Here is a 15,991-nt window from a genome sequence, read left to right on the forward strand (position 1 = left end):
TGCCGGGCCCTTCTGCACGATGCGGGACGACGGAGCGCGCTTATTCGCCGCGCGTTTCCACCTGCTGCATCGGCTCGTTGCTGATCACCGCGACCGGACGACGGCGGCGGCCGAGCGGGGTCTGCTCGACCTCCACCGGCACGACGCTGGCCGTTGCCGACGTTTCGACCATGACCAGGCCGCTGCTCGACAGCGAACTCTTCAGGTCGGGCGCCGCGACCGGTGCCGGCGCGGGGGCCGCCGGGGCGAAGCCGCCCAGGCTTTCCATTGCGCGCACCAGCGTCGATTCGCTGCTGTCGGTCTGCGGTACCGTCGGCGCCGCCTCTTCCGCTGCGACCACGGCCGGTTCGACCGCGGATTCGATCACTGCGCTTGCCGACGCGGTCACCGTGTCCGCCACGGTTTCGGCAGCCTGAACGACGCTGTCCGCAGCCGGGGTCGGCTGGGCTTGCGGTTCGTTCTGCACCGGCGTCGCGACGGCTTCGGTCTCCACCGGCGTATCCAGCGGCAGGCTGGCCTGGGCTTCTGCGGTCGCGACCTCGGCGACCGGAGCGTCCGCCACCGGCGCCACGGTGTCGGCGGCCACGCTGACAGCCGCTTCATTGGCTGCGGCGACCACCGGCAGATCCGCCTCGACGCCTTCGTCGGCCGCGCCTTCCGCGCCGCTCAGACCTTCGGTGGCGGCGTCCGGACGGCGTTCACCCCGTTCGCGACGACCACCACGACGGCGACGACGCGGTGCGGCGGCGCCTTCCACGCCCTCGGCCGGTGCCGGCACTTCGGCGCCGGTGGCTTCGGTCAGCGGCAGATCGGTCTGGGCAGCGGCCTGTTCGCGGCCGTCATTGGCAGCCCGTTCGCGCGGTGCCCGCGGTTCACGGGGCTCGCGCGGCTCACGCGGTTCACGCTGCTTGCGCGGCTGGCCATCGCCACGGCCTTCGTTCCGGCTCTCGTTACGACCTTCGCCGCGACCTTCACCCTTGTTCGGCTGTTCTGCGCGTGCCTCGCGACCTTCGCGGTTTTCACGGCCTTCGCGCGGCTCGCGACCCTCGCGCTGTTCGCGACCTTCACGGCCCTCACGGCCGTCACGGCGGTTGCGGTTGCGACCGCGTTCGCCGTCACCACGCGGGGCGCGCTCGCGCGTCTGCGCCGGTTTGGCTTCAGTGGCCGGAGCCGGTGCGGGCGCAGGTGCGGACTGGCCGCCACCGAACAGCGAGGCGATCCAGCCGAAGAAGCCGCCCTTGGCTGCCGGCGCGGGCGCCGGAGCGGCGGCAACCGGAGCGGCTGCCGCCGGTTCGGCCACCACAGGCGCCGGCTGATCCGGCGTGATGTGCTTGATCGCCGCTTCCATGCGCTTCGGACGCTCGTCGGCCGGAATGGCGGACGGCGGCTGATAGCCTTCGGCGGACGGGTTGATTGCCATCTGGTAGGACGGCGGCGTCGTGCCTTCCAGATTCAGCTGGTCATGGCGCAGGCGGATGATTTCGTGTGCCGGCGTTTCGAGGTGCTTGTTCGGGATGAGGACGATGTTGACCTTGTGGCGCAGTTCGATCGCGTTGATGTCGGCCCGCTTCTCGTTCAGCAGGAAGGTGGCGACATCGACCGGCACCTGGGTGTGCACCGCACCCGTGTTCTCCTTCATCGCTTCCTCTTCGAGGATGCGCAGGATGTGCAGCGCGGCCGATTCGGTCGATCGGATGTGGCCGGTGCCGCTGCAGCGCGGGCAGGGGATGTAGCTGGTTTCCGCCAGGGCCGGACGCAGGCGCTGGCGCGACAGTTCGAGCAGGCCGAAGCGGCTGATCTTGCCCATCTGCACGCGGGCGCGGTCGTGATGCAGCGCGTCGCGCAGGCGGGTTTCCACCTCGCGCTGGGCGCGCGGGTTTTCCATGTCGATGAAGTCGATGACGATCAGGCCGCCGAGGTCGCGCAGGCGCAGCTGGCGGGCGATCTCGTCCGCCGCCTCGCAGTTGGTGCGCAGCGCGGTTTCCTCGATGTCGCTGCCCTTGGTCGAGCGGCCCGAGTTCACGTCCACCGCCACCAGCGCTTCGGTGTGGTCGATCACGATGGCGCCGCCGGACGGCAGGTTCACCTGACGCGAGTAAGCGGATTCGATCTGGTGTTCGATCTGGAAGCGCGAAAACAGCGGCACGTCGTCACGGTAGCGCTTGACCCGGGACACGTTGCCGGGCATCACGTGTTCCATGAAGGTGTAGGCCTGCTCGAACACCTCGTCGGTGTCGATCAGGATTTCACCGATGTCCGGCTGGAAGTAGTCGCGGATGGCGCGGATCACCAGACTGCCTTCCTGGTAGATCAGGAAAGCGCCGGTCTGCGACTGGGCCGCACCTTCGATCGCGGTCCACAGCTGCAGCAGGTAGTTCAGATCCCACTGCAGCTCTTCGGCGTTGCGGCCGATGCCGGCGGTGCGGGCGATCAGGCTCATGCCGCCCGGCACTTCGAGCTGATCCATGGTTTCGCGCAGTTCGGCGCGATCATCCCCTTCGACCCGGCGCGACACACCGCCACCGCGCGGGTTGTTCGGCATCAGCACCAGATAGCGGCCGGCCAGCGAAATGAAGGTGGTGAGGGCGGCGCCCTTGTTGCCGCGTTCGTCCTTGTCGATCTGGACGATCAGTTCCTGGCCGACGCTCAGTGCATCCTGGATGCGGGCGCGGCCCGGCTCGAGGTCGGGCTTGAAATAGGAACGGGATACTTCCTTGAACGGCAGGAAGCCGTGACGGTCTGCACCGTAGTCGACAAAGCAGGCTTCGAGACTGGGCTCGATGCGGGTAATGACTGCCTTGTAGATATTGCTCTTGCGCTGCTCCTTGCTGGATGACTCTATGTCGAGGTCAACCAGCTTCTGACCGTCAACAATCGCGACGCGCAGCTCTTCGGCCTGCGTCGCGTTGAAGAGCATTCGTTTCATCAACTTCTCCCGCGCGCACCGCACACGGGCAGGACAAACCGCTCGTCAATTAATAACGTCTATCTTGTCGGCTGCAATCGGGTTTTTTCGATGGGAACGGACGGGGGACGTGGAGGGGTCTGCCAACTCTCAATGCAGCCGCACTGTGCGACTGCCTGGGGGATTCTGCCTGTACGGTACTCGCGCTACTCAGTACACTCGCTACTTTGGGTGAGCGGGATTAACCCGTGATCCGGTTCTGGCCTGTTCAAGAAGGACTGCATGAGGAAGCACTTCACCGTCTTAATGTCACCCGGCGTCCGCCACTTCGGGCTGGATGCGCTTCACGCTGCGTCTGTATTGAAACCAGAGCAAAAACCCGTCGCAGTATATTTGAAATGAAGGAGTTGGGTAAAGAAGCTCCGAAGGTGGTGCGGCATGTGGTGGACGCGGAGGACGCCGGCCAGCGCATCGACAACTTCCTGCTGCGTGTATGCAAGGGCGTGCCGAAAAGTCACGTCTATCGCATCCTGCGTTCCGGCGAGGTACGTGTTAACAGCAAGCGGGTCGATCAGACCTACCGGCTAACCGAGCACGACGAGGTGCGCATTCCGCCCATCCGGACGGCCGAGCCGGGGGCGCCGGCCGCCGTGCCGGCACTCGAGTTCGCCATCCTGTACGAGGACGAGGCCTTTCTGGCGATCAACAAGCCGGCCGGCATCGCGGTGCATGGCGGTTCCGGCGTCAGCTTCGGCGTCATCGAAAGCCTGCGCCGGGCACGGCCGCAGGCGCGGCTGCTGGAACTGGCGCACCGTCTTGACCGCGAAACCTCCGGCATCCTGCTGATCGCCAAGAAGCGTTCGGCGCTGACCGCGCTGCACGACGCCTTCCGCGACGGCGCGATGGACAAGCGTTACTTCGCGCTGGTGAAGGGCCGCTGGCTGAACCCGGTGCAGCACATCCGGCTCGCGCTGACCAAGTACCTGACCGAATCCGGCGAGCGGCGGGTGTCGGTGGATCCGGACGGCAAGACCGCCCATTCCATCGTCGAGCTGGAAGCGCGCTGGCCCGGCTACAGCCTGCTCGGCGTGCGCATCAAGACCGGCCGCACCCACCAGATCCGGGTGCATCTGTCGGCCAGCGGCTTTCCGATCGCCGGCGACGAGAAGTACGGCGACTTTCCGCTGAACAAGGCACTGCGCAAGGAGGGGCTGCCGCGCATGTTCCTGCACGCGCACAGCCTGACCCTGAACCATCCGCTCACAGGTGAGCGTCTGCAGATCGAGGCGCCGCTGCCCGACGACCTGGCCGGCTTCGTGCGCCGGCTCGACCAGCAGCATCCGCGCGAATTCGATCGCGCGGCCCGCCCACAACCCTGACCTTCCATGCCCGCACAGTTCGACCTCATCGTTTTCGACTGGGATGGCACGCTGCTCGATTCCGCGGCCGCCATCGTCCATGCCATTCAGCACGCCTGCGTCGATATCGGCGTTCCGCCGCCGGACGACGCGACCGCGCGTTCGGTCATCGGCCTTGGCCTGATCGATGCGCTGGCCCGTGCAGTGCCCTCGCTGCCGGTGTCGCGCCATCAGGAGCTGGCCGGCCGCTACCGCTATCACTACCTTGCGCGCGACCACGAACTGACGCTGTTCGGCGGCGTGCCGGAGCTGCTGGACGATCTGGCCGGCTGGGGACATACGCTGGCGGTCGCCACCGGCAAGAGCCGCGCAGGCCTGAACCGCGCGCTGGGTCACACCGGGCTGGGACCGAAATTTGCGTCCACCCGCTGTGCCGACGAGTCGGTGTCCAAGCCGGCGCCGGACATGGTGCTGGAACTGATGGAAGAGCTGGGTCACGCGCCGGAACGCACGCTGGTGATCGGCGATACCACCCACGACCTGCTGATGGCCCGTCACGCCGGCTGCGCGGCGGTGGCGGTGAGCTATGGCGCGCATCCGCTGGACGAACTGCTGGCTGCCGGGCCGCACGGCCACGCCGCCAGCGTCGATGAGCTCCGGGAGTGGTTGCGGTGTCACGCATGAAGGTGTGCGCGTCGGCCGACATCGGGGAGGGCGGCCCGGGCGTGCGGTTTGCGATCGACCGTTCCGGGAAGCCTGTTCAGGCGTTTGCGGTCCGCTTCCGGGGCAAGGTGTATGGATATGTCAACAGTTGCCGCCATGTACCGATCGAGCTGGACTGGAACCATGGCGAGTTCTTCGATACTTCAAAGCTATACTTGATCTGTTCCACGCATGGCGCCCTGTATGAGCCGGATACCGGCCTGTGCGTGGGTGGTCCCTGTCGCGGCAAGCGGCTCGAAGCGCTGGGGCTCGAGGAATCCGAAGGACAGGTGTGGCTGTCCGAAGCACGCAGCGAGTAAGTGAAACATCATGTCCGAATCTGAACGTCAGTCCGAACAGCGCGTTGATCCGACCTGGGAGCGCAAGCTGATCGAACGGCTGGCTCTTGAATCCGTGGTCGAGCAGCGCCGTCGCCGTCGCTGGAGCATCTTTTTCCGGCTGGTCGGCTTTGCCTACCTGGGCGTGCTGGCTTTCGCGCTGATCGACTGGAGCGCGCTGTTCAATCAGGCAGAGCACCGCAAGCACACCGCGTTGGTGGAGCTGAGCGGCGTGATCGCGCCCAACGGCGAGGCGAGCGCCGACCGCATCATTTCGTCGCTGCAGTCCGCCTTCGACGACAAGAACACCCAGGGCGTCATCCTGAAGATCAACAGCCCGGGCGGCAGTCCGGTGCAGAGCGGCATCATCAACGACGAAATCTACCGCCTGCGCGCGCTCTACCCGGACACCCCGCTGTACGCGGTGGTCGAGGACATCTGCGCGTCCGGCGGCTATTACGTGGCGGTGGCCGCCGACCGCATCTATGTAGACAAGGCCAGCATCGTCGGCTCCATCGGCGTGCTGATGGACGGTTTCGGCTTCACCGGCCTGATGGACAAGGTGGGCGTGGAGCGCCGTCTGCTGACCGCCGGCGAGAACAAGGGCTTTCTCGATCCGTTCTCGCCGCAGGATCCGCGCCAGAAGGCGCACGCGCAGCAGCTGCTGGGCGATGTGCATGAGCAGTTCATCGCCGTGGTGCGTAAGGGGCGTGGTGACCGGCTCAAGGAGTCGCCGGACATGTTCTCCGGCCTGATGTGGAGCGGTTCGCGCAGCATCGAGCTCGGACTGGCCGATGATCTGGGCAGCGTTGAATTCGTGGCGCGCGATGTGGTGAAGGCGGCGGACATCGTTGATTTCACCCAGCGACAGAACATCGCCGAACGTTTCGCCAAGAAGTTCGGCGCGGATCTGGGTGAGAGCGTCGCCGGCGCGCTCGGGCGGGTCGGCATGCGCTGATTTTGCTGGCCGGTTCAGCCGGCCAGCAGCAGAAAGAGGGCGGGGCGGCGATCGATGCGACCGATCTCTTCGGAGGTCCATTGCGCGACCGGCCGGGTCCGGATGAACTGATCCGGTGCGGTCAGCGCAGCCGCAATGCACAGCAGCGTGTCGCCGCGACAGTGTGCGCGTATCGCGTCGAACATCCGCAGGTTGCGGTACGGCGTTTCGATGAACAGCTGGGTCTGGCGCAGCCGCTGCGACTGCTTTTCCAGTTCGGCCAGTGCCTTGGCCCGCGCGCTCTCATCCACCGGCAGATAGCCGTGAAAGGCGAAGGACTGACCGTTCAGCCCCGAGGCCATCAGCGCGAGCAGAATGGACGACGGCCCGACCAGGGGGGCAACCGGGATGCCCATTGTGTGGGCGGTGCGTGCAGCCAGTGCGCCCGGGTCGGCCACGCCGGGACAGCCCGCATCGGAAATGACGCCGGCGCTGCGACCGGCGAGCACCGGTGACAGCAGTTCGCGCAGCAGGCGCCCGTCCTTTTCCGGTGGCAGTTCGACGATGTCCAGTTCGCGCAGCGGCGTCGGGTGTTCGAGGCGCTTCAGCGTCGCGCGCGCCGACTTGGCGCTTTCGACCAGGAAGTAATCCAGCTGGTGAGCGCGCTCGCGAACCGCCGCCGGCGTGTCGAGCGCGGTGCCGGTGGCGGCGTCCAGCGGGCTGGGCAGCATGTAGAGCGTGCCCGGTGTGCGGGGTGCGTCACTCATGGCAGCGTATAGCCCAGTTCGCGCAGGATGGCGCTGAGCCGTATCAGCGGCAGGCCGACCAGTGCGGTCGGGTCGTCGCCGCTGAGCCTTTCCAGCAGAGCGATGCCCAGCGATTCGGATTTGGCCGCGCCGGCGCAGTCCAGCGGCTCGTCGAGGTCGATGTAGCGCTCGATCTCGGCGTGCGACAGCGGGCGGAATACGACTTCGGTCGGCACCACCGCTTCATGAGGCTGGCCGCTTCGGCCGTCGATGACGCACAGCGCGGTGTCGAACACCACGGTCTGTCCGCTCAGTTCGGCCAGCTGGGCAATGGCTGCGTCTCGCGTGCCCGGTTTGCCGTACTGTCGGCCGCCGCAGGAAGCCACCTGGTCGGAGCCGATTACGGTGTGGCCGGGCAGCCGACGGGCGATCGCCTCCGCCTTCTGCCGCGCCAGCCGGGCGGCGAGTGCGCGCGGCGTTTCGCCGACGCTTGGGCTTTCATCGATGTCCGGCGACGCGGTGGTGAATGGAATGCGCAGGCGTGACAGCAGTTCGCGCCGGTAGCGCGAGGACGAGCCAAGGACGAGGTCGGGCAGGGGCATGGTGCGGGCGGGAGGCTGGGCGCACTGCGTCGTGAAGACGCAGGTTGCTTTGACATACATGAGCGGCGGATAGTATCATTTACGGTTTGTTTCTCCGCCTCGCGAGATGTCGTGGCGCCACAGGCATGGCTGAACAGACCGGAAACACGCTGTCGGGCGACGAACTGCAGGTGCGTATCGACGCGCAGCAGTTTGCGCGTGCCGGAACCACGCTATCAGGCGAGGTCAGGTTGGCCGCATTTGAACGGCTGGCGTCCGAATGCGGCGCGGAAGGCGCCGGCGAGCGTTCGCTGCGCTGGGCGCTTCACGGTTCGGTCGATGCAGAGGGCGCCTGCTGGCTGTCACTCGAAGTGAGCGCTGACGTGCCCATGCAGTGCCAGCGCTGCCTCGGCGACGTGCTGGTCGAGGCCCGGGGGGCATCACGCTTCCGGCTGGTGGTCGCCGGCGAAGAGTGGGGTGACGAAGACCTCGAGGACGACAGTTTCGAGGCGCTCGAGATTGACGGACCGCTCGACCTGCATGCGCTGGTCGAGGACGAGGTGCTGCTGGCCTTGCCGACCGTGCCGGCGCATGCGCAGTGCGACATGCCTGATGTCGCGGGCAAGGCCGGGGAGCCGGCCGGTGCGACCGAGAAACGGCCGTCGCCGTTCGCGGTGCTCGAACAGCTGAAACGGAATTGATTCATGCTCGCTGGCAGGTGCCGGCGGGTGAGTGCGTAGAGTTTTTTATCCGGTTATCCGGGGGAGTTGTTTCATGGCTGTCCAGCAAAACAAGAAGTCGCCGTCGAAGCGCGGCATGCATCGTGCCCACGATTTCCTGACCGCGCCGGCGACTGCCGTCGAGTCGACCACGGGTGAAACCCACCTGCGTCATCACATCTCGCCGAGCGGCTTCTACCGCGGCAAGAAGGTGCTCAAGACCAAGGGCGAGTGATCATCGCCGTTCCGTTGTTTCCGGCCCGCCGCCTCCGCGCGGCCGAACCGGGTGAACGTGAATTGATCGGGTGCGCGGCATGAGCTATACCCTGGCCATCGATTGCATGGGCGGGGATCATGGTCCGTCCGTCACCCTTCCGGCGTCCCTGGCCTATCTGCGCAGGGACCCGGACTGCAGCCTCCTTCTGGTGGGCCTGCAGGATGTCCTCCATGCAGAACTGAAGCGGCTCGGCGCGGATCGCGAGCCGCGGCTTTCTGTCGTCCACGCGTCCGAGGTGGTCGGGATGGACGAGCCCCCGGCTCAAGCCCTGCGCGGCAAGAAGGATTCCTCGATGCGGGTCGCGATCGATCTGGTCAAGGAGGGGCGTGCCCAGGCTGCGGTGTCGGCTGGCAACACCGGCGCGCTGATGGCCATTTCCAAGTTCGTGCTGAAGATGCTTCCCGGCATCGACCGCCCGGCCATCGCGTCCATTCTGCCGACGGTCAAGGGGCACACCTATGTGCTCGACCTTGGCGCCAATGTCGACTGCACCTCGGAGCACCTCTACCAGTTCGGCCTGATGGGCGCGATGCTGGTGTCCGCACTGGAGTCGCGCGAGCGCCCCAGCGTCGGTCTGCTGAACATCGGCGAAGAGGAAATCAAGGGCAACGAGGCGGTCAAGGGCGCGGCCGAACTGCTGCGCGCCAGCGACCTGAACTTCCACGGCAATGTGGAAGGCAACGACATCTACAAAGGCACGACCGATGTCGTCGTGTGCGACGGCTTCGTCGGCAATGTTGCGCTGAAGACGTCGGAAGGTCTGGCCCAGATGATCGGCACCTTCCTGCGCGAGGAATTCAGCCGGGGGCCGCTGCGCAAGCTGATGTACATCGTGGCCCGCCCGGTCATCGCCGCCTTCCGCAACCGGGTGGATCATCGCCGTTACAATGGCGCCAGCCTGCTGGGCCTGCGCGGTGTCGTGGTGAAGAGCCACGGCTCCAGCGATGCCTACGGCTTTGAACAGGCGGTTGCGCGCGCTGCTGACGCGGTGCGCAATGACCTGATTGCCCGCATCACGCAATGCATGAAACGTACCGAGGTAGCTGCATGACTTTCTGCCGCATTACCGGCACGGGTGGCTATCTGCCCGGCGCCCCGGTGTCGAACCATGACCTGGTGGCCCGGGGGATCGATACCTCCGACGAGTGGGTTGCCGAACGCACAGGCATCCGCTTCCGGCATTTCGCCGCGGACGCCGAACATTCCAGCGACCTCGCGCTGCACGCCAGCCAGAAGGCGCTGGAAGCGGCAGGCCGCAGCGCGGCCGATGTCGATCTGATCATCGTCGCAACCTCGACGCCCGATCAGGTTTTCCCGAGTACCGCCTGCATGCTCCAGCACAAGCTGGGCAACCGTGCCGCGACCGCCTTCGACGTGCAGGCCGTGTGCTCGGGCTTCGTCTATGCGCTCACGGTGGCGGAAAAGTTCATCCGCTCCGGTTCGCACAAGTGCGCGCTGGTCGTGGGTGCTGAAGTGTTCTCGCGCATCCTGGACTGGAACGATCGCGGTACCTGCGTACTGTTTGGCGACGGCGCGGGTGCGGTGGTGCTCGAAGCGTCGGACGAGCCGGGCATCCTGGCTTCCGCGTTGCATGCCGACGGTCATTACCACGACATCCTGTCGGTGCCGGGCCAGGTATGCAATGGCGCCATATCCGGCAAGCCGCTGCTGCAGATGGACGGGCAGGCGGTATTCAAGTTCGCGGTGCGCGTGCTCGGCGACACCGCGGTCGAACTGATGCAGGCAGCCGGCCTTCCGCTCGATTCGCTGAACTGGCTGGTGCCGCATCAGGCCAATATCCGCATCCTGCAGTCCACGGCCAAGCGGCTCAATCTGTCGATGGAACACGTGGTGACCACGGTGGCCGAACACGGCAACACCTCGGCCGCGTCGGTGCCGCTGGCACTGGACGTGGCGGTGCGCGACGGCCGCATCAAGCGCGGCGACCACGTGATGCTCGAAGGCGTGGGCGGCGGCTTCACCTGGGGCGGCGTGCTGCTGCGCTACTGATCCGCGGGGGCGCACCTGCCGGGCGCTCCGCATCGCTGGACATCTGATTCCTTACACACCATGCAGAAACTTGCTTTCGTATTTCCGGGCCAGGGTTCGCAGTCGGTCGGCATGATGGCCGCCTATGGCGACGACGCCGACATCCGCGCCACCTTCGACGAAGCGTCAGCCGCGCTGGGTGAAGATCTGTGGGCGATGGCGGCCGAAGGCCCGGCCGAACGCCTGTCGCTGACCACCAATACCCAGCCGCTGATGCTCACCGCCGGTGTGGCGGTGTATCGCAGCTGGATCAAGCGTACCGGCCGTCAGCCGGACGTGGTGGCCGGACACAGCCTCGGCGAGTACGCGGCGCTGGTGGCGGCCGGCGTGCTCGCACTGAAGGATGCGGTGCCGCTGGTGCGTCTGCGCGCGCAGGCCATGCAGGAAGCCGTGCCTGCCGGTACCGGCGCCATGGCTGCGGTACTGGGCCTGGATGCCGACGTGGTGAAGGCCGCTTGCGTGGATGCCGCCCAGGGTGAGGTGGTGGCTGCAGTCAATTTCAATTCGCCGGAACAGACGGTGATCGCCGGCCATGCCGCCGCGGTGCAGCGGGCGATGGCCGTGCTGTCCGAACGGGGTGCCAAGCGGACTGTCGCGCTGCCGGTCAGCGCGCCTTTCCACTGCAGCCTGATGCAGCCGGCGGCCGATCGTCTGGCGGCGGTTCTGCCGGGCATCGCCTTCGCCCGTCCGCAGATCGCGCTGGTGAACAATGTCGATGTGGCGACGCCGGACGAGGCGGACGCCATCCGCGACGCGCTGGTCCGCCAGGCCGCCGCGCCGGTCCGCTGGGTCGAGGTGATCCAGCGCATGGCCGCGCTGGGCGTCACCACGGTGGCGGAGTGCGGCCCGGGCAAGGTGCTGGCCGGTCTCACCAAGCGCATCGACCGCAATCTCAACGGTGTGGCGCTGGCCGATGCGGCCGCGCTCGACCAGCTTGCTCAACAGATCGGAGTGAATTGATGGGCGTACTTGACGGACAGATCGCGCTGGTGACCGGCGCGAGCCGCGGCATCGGCCGCTCGATCGCGCTGGCGCTGGGCCAGGCGGGCGCGACCGTGGTCGGTACCGCCACGTCTGAAAGCGGCGCTGCAGGCATCCAGCAGGCCTTCGACGCCGCGGGCATCAAGGGCCGCGGCGTGGTGCTCGACGTGACCGATGCGGCGGCCATCCCCGCCGTGATCGGCGCGATCGAGAAGGACTTCGGCACCGTGTCGGTGCTGGTGAACAACGCCGGCATCACGCGTGACAATCTCGCCATGCGGATGAAGGATGACGAGTGGCAGGCGGTGATCGACACCAACCTCAAGGCGGTGTTCACCATGTCGCGCGCGGTGATGAAGGGCATGATGAAGGCGCGCAGCGGCCGCATCATCAACATCACCTCGGTGGTAGGCGAAACCGGCAATCCGGGCCAGGCCAACTACGCGGCCGCCAAGGCCGGCGTGGCCGGCATGAGCATGGCCCTGGCGCGCGAACTGGGTTCGCGCAACATCACGGTGAACTGCGTGGCGCCCGGCTTCATCGCCACCGACATGACCGAGGCCCTGGGCGACGCTGCACGCGACGCGCTGCTGGGCCAGATTCCGCTGGGTCGTCTGGGTCATGCCGACGAGGTCGCCGCGGCGGTCGTATTCCTCGCTTCGCCCGGTGCAGCCTACGTCACCGGCAGCACGCTGCACGTCAACGGCGGCATGTTCATGCATTGATTTCACCCGGGCGCCGGACAGTGTGTTCCACCGGTTGGCGCCCGGAAGCGAAGTGGAGCAGGCTTTCTGATACACTCGCGCCACTTTTTTTTCGCGTCCTCACGCTCTCGTCAGGGCCTAACAGGGAAGGAGTACCGCAATGGAAAACATCGAACAACGCGTCAAGAAGATCGTCGCCGAACAACTGGGCGTCAACGAGGCCGAGATCAAGAACGAATCGTCCTTCGTGGATGATCTGGGTGCCGATTCGCTCGACACCGTCGAACTGGTGATGGCCCTCGAAGAAGAATTCGAGTGCGAAATCCCGGACGAAGAAGCCGAGAAGATCACCTCGGTGCAGCAAGCCATCGACTACGTGACTCGTCACCTCGCCAGCAAGGCTTGATCGTTTCATTTCGCGGAGCACGTTTTGGCACGTAAGAGAATAGTCGTCACCGGCCTGGGCATCATTTCCCCGGTCGGCAATACCGTCGGCCAAGCCTGGGAGAACATACTGGCGGCGAAGTCGGGCATTCGTCGCATCACGCGCTTCGATGCTTCGGAAATGCCGGTCCAGATCGCAGGCGAAGTACGCGATTTCGACGTCGCCAACTACCTGTCTCCGAAAGAGGCCCGCCGTTACGACACCTTCATCCATTACGGCATTGCTGCCTCGATGGATGCGGTGCGTGATGCCGGTCTCGAAGCGCACCCGGCCAACGCCGAGCGCATCGGCGTGTGTGTCGGTTCCGGCATCGGCGGCCTGCCGATGATCGAGGACACGCATACCGCCATGATGTCCGGCGGCGTGCGCAAGGTGTCGCCGTTCTTCATTCCCGGTTCGATCATCAACATGATCTCCGGCATCGTCGCGATCAACTACGGCTTCAAGGGCCCGAATTTCGCGACGGTGAGTGCCTGTGCCACTGCCAATCACTCGATCGGCGAAGCCATGCGCCTGATCGAGTACGGTGACGCCGACGTGATGATCGCCGGCGGTGCCGAATCGACCATCTGCAGTCTCGCGGTGGGTGGTTTCGCGGCTGCGAAGGCGCTGTCTACCCGCAACGATGATCCGGAAACGGCCAGCCGTCCGTGGGACACCGGCCGTGACGGTTTCGTGCTGGGTGAAGGTGCCGGCGTGCTGGTGCTCGAGGAATACGAACACGCCAAGGCGCGCGGGGCTCGCATCTACTGCGAGCTGGCCGGCTACGGCATGAGCGCGGACGCGCATCACATCACCGCCCCGTGCGAGGATGGCGAGGGCGCTTCGCGCAGCATGGCCAATGCACTGCGTAACGGTGGTGTGGCGCTGGACGAAGTGGACTACATCAACGCCCACGGCACATCCACGCCGCTGGGTGACATTGCCGAAACGGTGGCGGTCAAGCGCTGCTTCGGCGAGCACGCCAAAAAGCTGTGCGTCAGTTCGACCAAGTCCATGACCGGCCACGCGCTGGGCGCGGCGTCGGGCATCGAGGCGGTGGTGAGCATTCTGGCGCTGCACCACCAGATCGCGCCGCCGACCGCCAATCTGCACGATCAGGATCCGGCCTGCGACCTGGATTACGTCCCGCTGGTCCCGCGAGAAATGAAGATCCGCGCCGCGATGTCGAATGCCTTCGGTTTCGGGGGCACCAACGCGACGCTGGTGTTCCGTCGCCTCTGACGCGGGCGGCGCCGGACGTCCGCAAGGATGGCAGTCGCCGAACCGATTCAGCTGAAAGGGTCACGTCGTTCAGACGTGGCCCTTTTTGTTTGTGCGCTGGCTGCGGTTCTGGTGGCGTGGCTGCAGCCGGTGGTCACCTTCGCGCTGCTGCCGGCGCTGTGCGCCTGCGCGTGGCTGCGACATCGCGACCGGGGTCTGCAGGCGCTGTCGCTGGAGAACGGGTGTGATGTGCGGCTGTACCGACGCGATGGCGAGACGGTGCAGGCGCGGCTCAGGCACGCGCGCATGAGCCGGCATGCGCTGTCCCTTGAACTGGAGTGCGCCGGATCGGGCCCGCGGCGTCTGCTGCTCAGCGCCGACCGCTTCGTCCGGCGGGACGACTTCAGGCGTCTGCGGCGAGCGGTGCGTGAAGGTCTTCGGGATGACGCGCGCGACGCGGCCGGAGGATGGTCGGCATGGCGGTCGCGCTGGTTTCCGGATAGTCGCGGCTGAAGTGCAGGCCGCGGCTTTCGTGCCGCTGCATCGCGCTGCGCACGATGAGGTGGGCGGTGAGCACCAGATTGCGCAGTTCGATCAGGTCGTTGCTGATGCGGAAATTGGCGTAGTACTCGTCGATTTCCCGCTCGAGCAGCCGGATGCGATGCAGCGCGCGTTCCAGTCGCTTGTTGGTGCGGACGATGCCCACGTAGTCCCACATGAAGCGGCGCAGTTCGTCCCAGTTGTGGGCGATCACCACCTCTTCGTCGGCGTCGGTGACGCGGCTTTCGTCCCAGGCCGGCAGATCCGGCTGGGCCTGCGGGCTGCGGGCGAGGATGTCCTGTGCCGCTGATTCGGCATAGACCAGGCATTCCAGCAGTGAATTGCTTGCCAGACGGTTCGCGCCGTGCAGCCCGGTGTAGCTGGTTTCGCCCAGCGCGTACAGGCCGTCGACGTCGGTGCGGGCACGGTGATCGACCCGCACGCCGCCACAGGTGTAGTGGGCGGCCGGCACCACCGGTATCGGCTGCCGGGTGATGTCGATGCCCAGTTCCAGACAGCGGGCGTGGATGTTCGGGAAGTGGCTGATCAGGAAGTCGGCCGGCTTGTGCGACACGTCCAGATAGACGCAGTCCAGACCGCGCTTCTTCATTTCATAGTCGATCGCACGCGCCACCACGTCGCGCGGCGCCAGTTCGGCGCGCTCGTCGTGGGCCGGCATGAAGCGTTCGCCGTCCGGCAGCCGCAGGAGGCCGCCTTCGCCGCGCATGGCTTCGGTGATCAGGAAAGACTTGGCATGTGGGTGATAGAGGCAGGTCGGATGGAACTGGATGAATTCCATGTTGCCGACCCGGCAGCCGGCCCGCCAGGCCATCGCGATGCCGTCGCCGGTCGCGGTGTCCGGATTGGTCGTGTACAGATAGACCTTGCCCGCGCCACCGGTTGCCAGGGCCACCACCGGGGCCGAGAAGGTATCGACCTGGTCGTCATCGAGATCCAGCACGTAGGCGCCGGCACAGCCCAGATCCGGGCGGCCGATTTTCCAGCCCACGATGAGATCCACCGCCAGATGGCGCTCGAAGATGTGAATGTTCGGATGTGCCTTGACCTGGCCGGTCAGCGTCATCTGGATGGCGGAACCGGTGGCGTCCGCCGCATGCACGATGCGGCGGTGGCTGTGGCCGCCTTCACGCGTCAGGTGGTACCCGAGCGCACTGCCTTCATCGCGGGTGAAGGGTACGCCCCGGGCGATCAGCCATTCGATCGCGCGCCGGCCGTTCTCGACCACGAAGCGGCTGGCCTCAAGGTCGCACAGACCGGCGCCAGCCACCAGCGTATCGCGAAGGTGGGCTTCGATCGAATCCTCGTCGTCCAGTACCGCTGCCACACCACCCTGAGCCCAGCTCGAAGCCGAATCCTCCAGCTTGAGCTTGGTGATGAGCGCAACCTGGCGGCCGGCCTCGGCAAGACGCAGCGAAAGCGCCTGGCCCGCAAGGCCGCTTCCCAGTACCAGCACGTCGAATGTCTGCACGGTTTTCCGCGTTTCAC

General features: G+C 66.3%; 17 protein-coding genes. 13 read left to right on the forward strand and 4 right to left on the reverse strand.

Annotation, left to right across the window (positions count from 1 at the left end):
- Nucleotides 1–40: 40 nt before the first annotated feature.
- Nucleotides 41–2,926: an Rne/Rng family ribonuclease gene (locus METUNV1_RS02955; RefSeq protein ID WP_008058683.1), complete on the reverse strand. Its 2,886-nt coding sequence runs from the start codon at nucleotides 2,924–2,926 to the stop codon at nucleotides 41–43.
- A gap of 377 nt (nucleotides 2,927–3,303) precedes the next feature.
- Between METUNV1_RS02955 and METUNV1_RS02960 the strand changes: the two genes are divergently transcribed.
- Genes METUNV1_RS02960 through METUNV1_RS02975 form a run of 4 tightly spaced genes read left to right on the forward strand, consistent with a single transcriptional unit; the run spans nucleotide 3,304 to nucleotide 6,261 of the window.
- On the forward strand, nucleotides 3,304–4,284 hold the full coding sequence (locus METUNV1_RS02960) for an RluA family pseudouridine synthase (RefSeq protein WP_043358922.1): 981 nt from the start codon (nucleotides 3,304–3,306) through the stop codon (nucleotides 4,282–4,284).
- A 6-nt stretch (nucleotides 4,285–4,290) separates the two neighbouring features.
- Entirely contained in the window at nucleotides 4,291–4,947 is a 657-nt protein-coding gene (locus METUNV1_RS02965; protein ID WP_008058687.1) for an HAD family hydrolase, read from the forward strand.
- The gene (locus METUNV1_RS02970; protein WP_043358925.1) at nucleotides 4,944–5,285 is read left to right on the forward strand and encodes a Rieske (2Fe-2S) protein; all 342 of its coding nucleotides are present in this window, start codon (nucleotides 4,944–4,946) and stop codon (nucleotides 5,283–5,285) included. The genes METUNV1_RS02965 and METUNV1_RS02970 overlap by 4 nt, the downstream gene beginning before the upstream one ends.
- 10 nt (nucleotides 5,286–5,295) lie before the next feature.
- On the forward strand, nucleotides 5,296–6,261 hold the full coding sequence (locus METUNV1_RS02975; protein ID WP_008058701.1) for a S49 family peptidase: 966 nt from the start codon (nucleotides 5,296–5,298) through the stop codon (nucleotides 6,259–6,261).
- A 14-nt stretch (nucleotides 6,262–6,275) separates the two neighbouring features.
- Here METUNV1_RS02975 and METUNV1_RS02980 read toward each other — a convergent pair whose 3' ends face one another.
- Nucleotides 6,276–7,007: an SAM-dependent methyltransferase gene (locus tag METUNV1_RS02980; RefSeq protein ID WP_008058703.1), complete on the reverse strand. Its 732-nt coding sequence runs from the start codon at nucleotides 7,005–7,007 to the stop codon at nucleotides 6,276–6,278.
- Nucleotides 7,004–7,588 carry a Maf family protein gene (locus METUNV1_RS02985; protein ID WP_008058708.1) on the reverse strand — a complete coding sequence of 195 codons (585 nt, stop codon included), beginning with the start codon at nucleotides 7,586–7,588 and terminating at the stop codon, nucleotides 7,004–7,006. The genes METUNV1_RS02980 and METUNV1_RS02985 overlap by 4 nt, the downstream gene beginning before the upstream one ends.
- Nucleotides 7,589–7,713: 125 nt before the next feature.
- Between METUNV1_RS02985 and METUNV1_RS02990 the strand changes: the two genes are divergently transcribed.
- The 9 genes from METUNV1_RS02990 (at nucleotide 7,714) to METUNV1_RS03030 (ending at nucleotide 14,458) form a co-directional block, all read left to right on the forward strand.
- Nucleotides 7,714–8,268: a YceD family protein gene (locus METUNV1_RS02990; RefSeq protein ID WP_008058711.1), complete on the forward strand. Its 555-nt coding sequence runs from the start codon at nucleotides 7,714–7,716 to the stop codon at nucleotides 8,266–8,268.
- A gap of 73 nt (nucleotides 8,269–8,341) precedes the next feature.
- Nucleotides 8,342–8,521, forward strand: a complete 180-nt coding sequence (gene rpmF / locus METUNV1_RS02995; protein ID WP_008058713.1) for a 50S ribosomal protein L32 — start codon at nucleotides 8,342–8,344, stop codon at nucleotides 8,519–8,521.
- 79 nt (nucleotides 8,522–8,600) lie between these two features.
- Nucleotides 8,601–9,614, forward strand: coding sequence for a phosphate acyltransferase PlsX (plsX, locus tag METUNV1_RS03000; protein ID WP_008058714.1), 1,014 nt, complete (start codon nucleotides 8,601–8,603; stop codon nucleotides 9,612–9,614).
- Nucleotides 9,611–10,573, forward strand: coding sequence for a beta-ketoacyl-ACP synthase III (locus tag METUNV1_RS03005; RefSeq protein ID WP_043358926.1), 963 nt, complete (start codon nucleotides 9,611–9,613; stop codon nucleotides 10,571–10,573). The genes plsX and METUNV1_RS03005 overlap by 4 nt, the downstream gene beginning before the upstream one ends.
- Nucleotides 10,574–10,633: 60 nt before the next feature.
- Nucleotides 10,634–11,572, forward strand: a complete 939-nt coding sequence (gene fabD / locus METUNV1_RS03010; protein ID WP_008058718.1) for an ACP S-malonyltransferase — start codon at nucleotides 10,634–10,636, stop codon at nucleotides 11,570–11,572.
- The gene (fabG, locus tag METUNV1_RS03015; RefSeq protein ID WP_008058719.1) at nucleotides 11,572–12,318 is read left to right on the forward strand and encodes a 3-oxoacyl-ACP reductase FabG; all 747 of its coding nucleotides are present in this window, start codon (nucleotides 11,572–11,574) and stop codon (nucleotides 12,316–12,318) included. Before fabD ends, fabG begins: the two co-directional genes overlap by 1 nt.
- 139 nt (nucleotides 12,319–12,457) lie before the next feature.
- A complete protein-coding gene (gene acpP / locus METUNV1_RS03020; RefSeq protein WP_008058720.1) occupies nucleotides 12,458–12,703 on the forward strand; it encodes an acyl carrier protein in 246 nt (81 codons plus the stop codon).
- 24 nt (nucleotides 12,704–12,727) lie between these two features.
- Nucleotides 12,728–13,966: a beta-ketoacyl-ACP synthase II gene (gene fabF / locus METUNV1_RS03025; protein WP_008058721.1), complete on the forward strand. Its 1,239-nt coding sequence runs from the start codon at nucleotides 12,728–12,730 to the stop codon at nucleotides 13,964–13,966.
- A gap of 27 nt (nucleotides 13,967–13,993) precedes the next feature.
- Entirely contained in the window at nucleotides 13,994–14,458 is a 465-nt protein-coding gene (locus METUNV1_RS03030) for a hypothetical protein (RefSeq protein ID WP_139026274.1), read from the forward strand.
- Here the strand turns inward: METUNV1_RS03030 and nadB are convergent.
- Complete coding sequence (nadB, locus tag METUNV1_RS03035) at nucleotides 14,349–15,974, reverse strand: L-aspartate oxidase (protein WP_008058722.1); 1,626 nt, start codon at nucleotides 15,972–15,974, stop codon at nucleotides 14,349–14,351. The two genes, METUNV1_RS03030 and nadB, sit on opposite strands and share 110 nt — an antisense overlap.
- Between the last annotated feature and the right edge of the window lie 17 nt (nucleotides 15,975–15,991).

Origin of the sequence: Methyloversatilis universalis FAM5 (assembly GCF_000214035.2) — a bacterium.
Lineage (GTDB): Bacteria > Pseudomonadota > Gammaproteobacteria > Burkholderiales > Rhodocyclaceae > Methyloversatilis > Methyloversatilis universalis.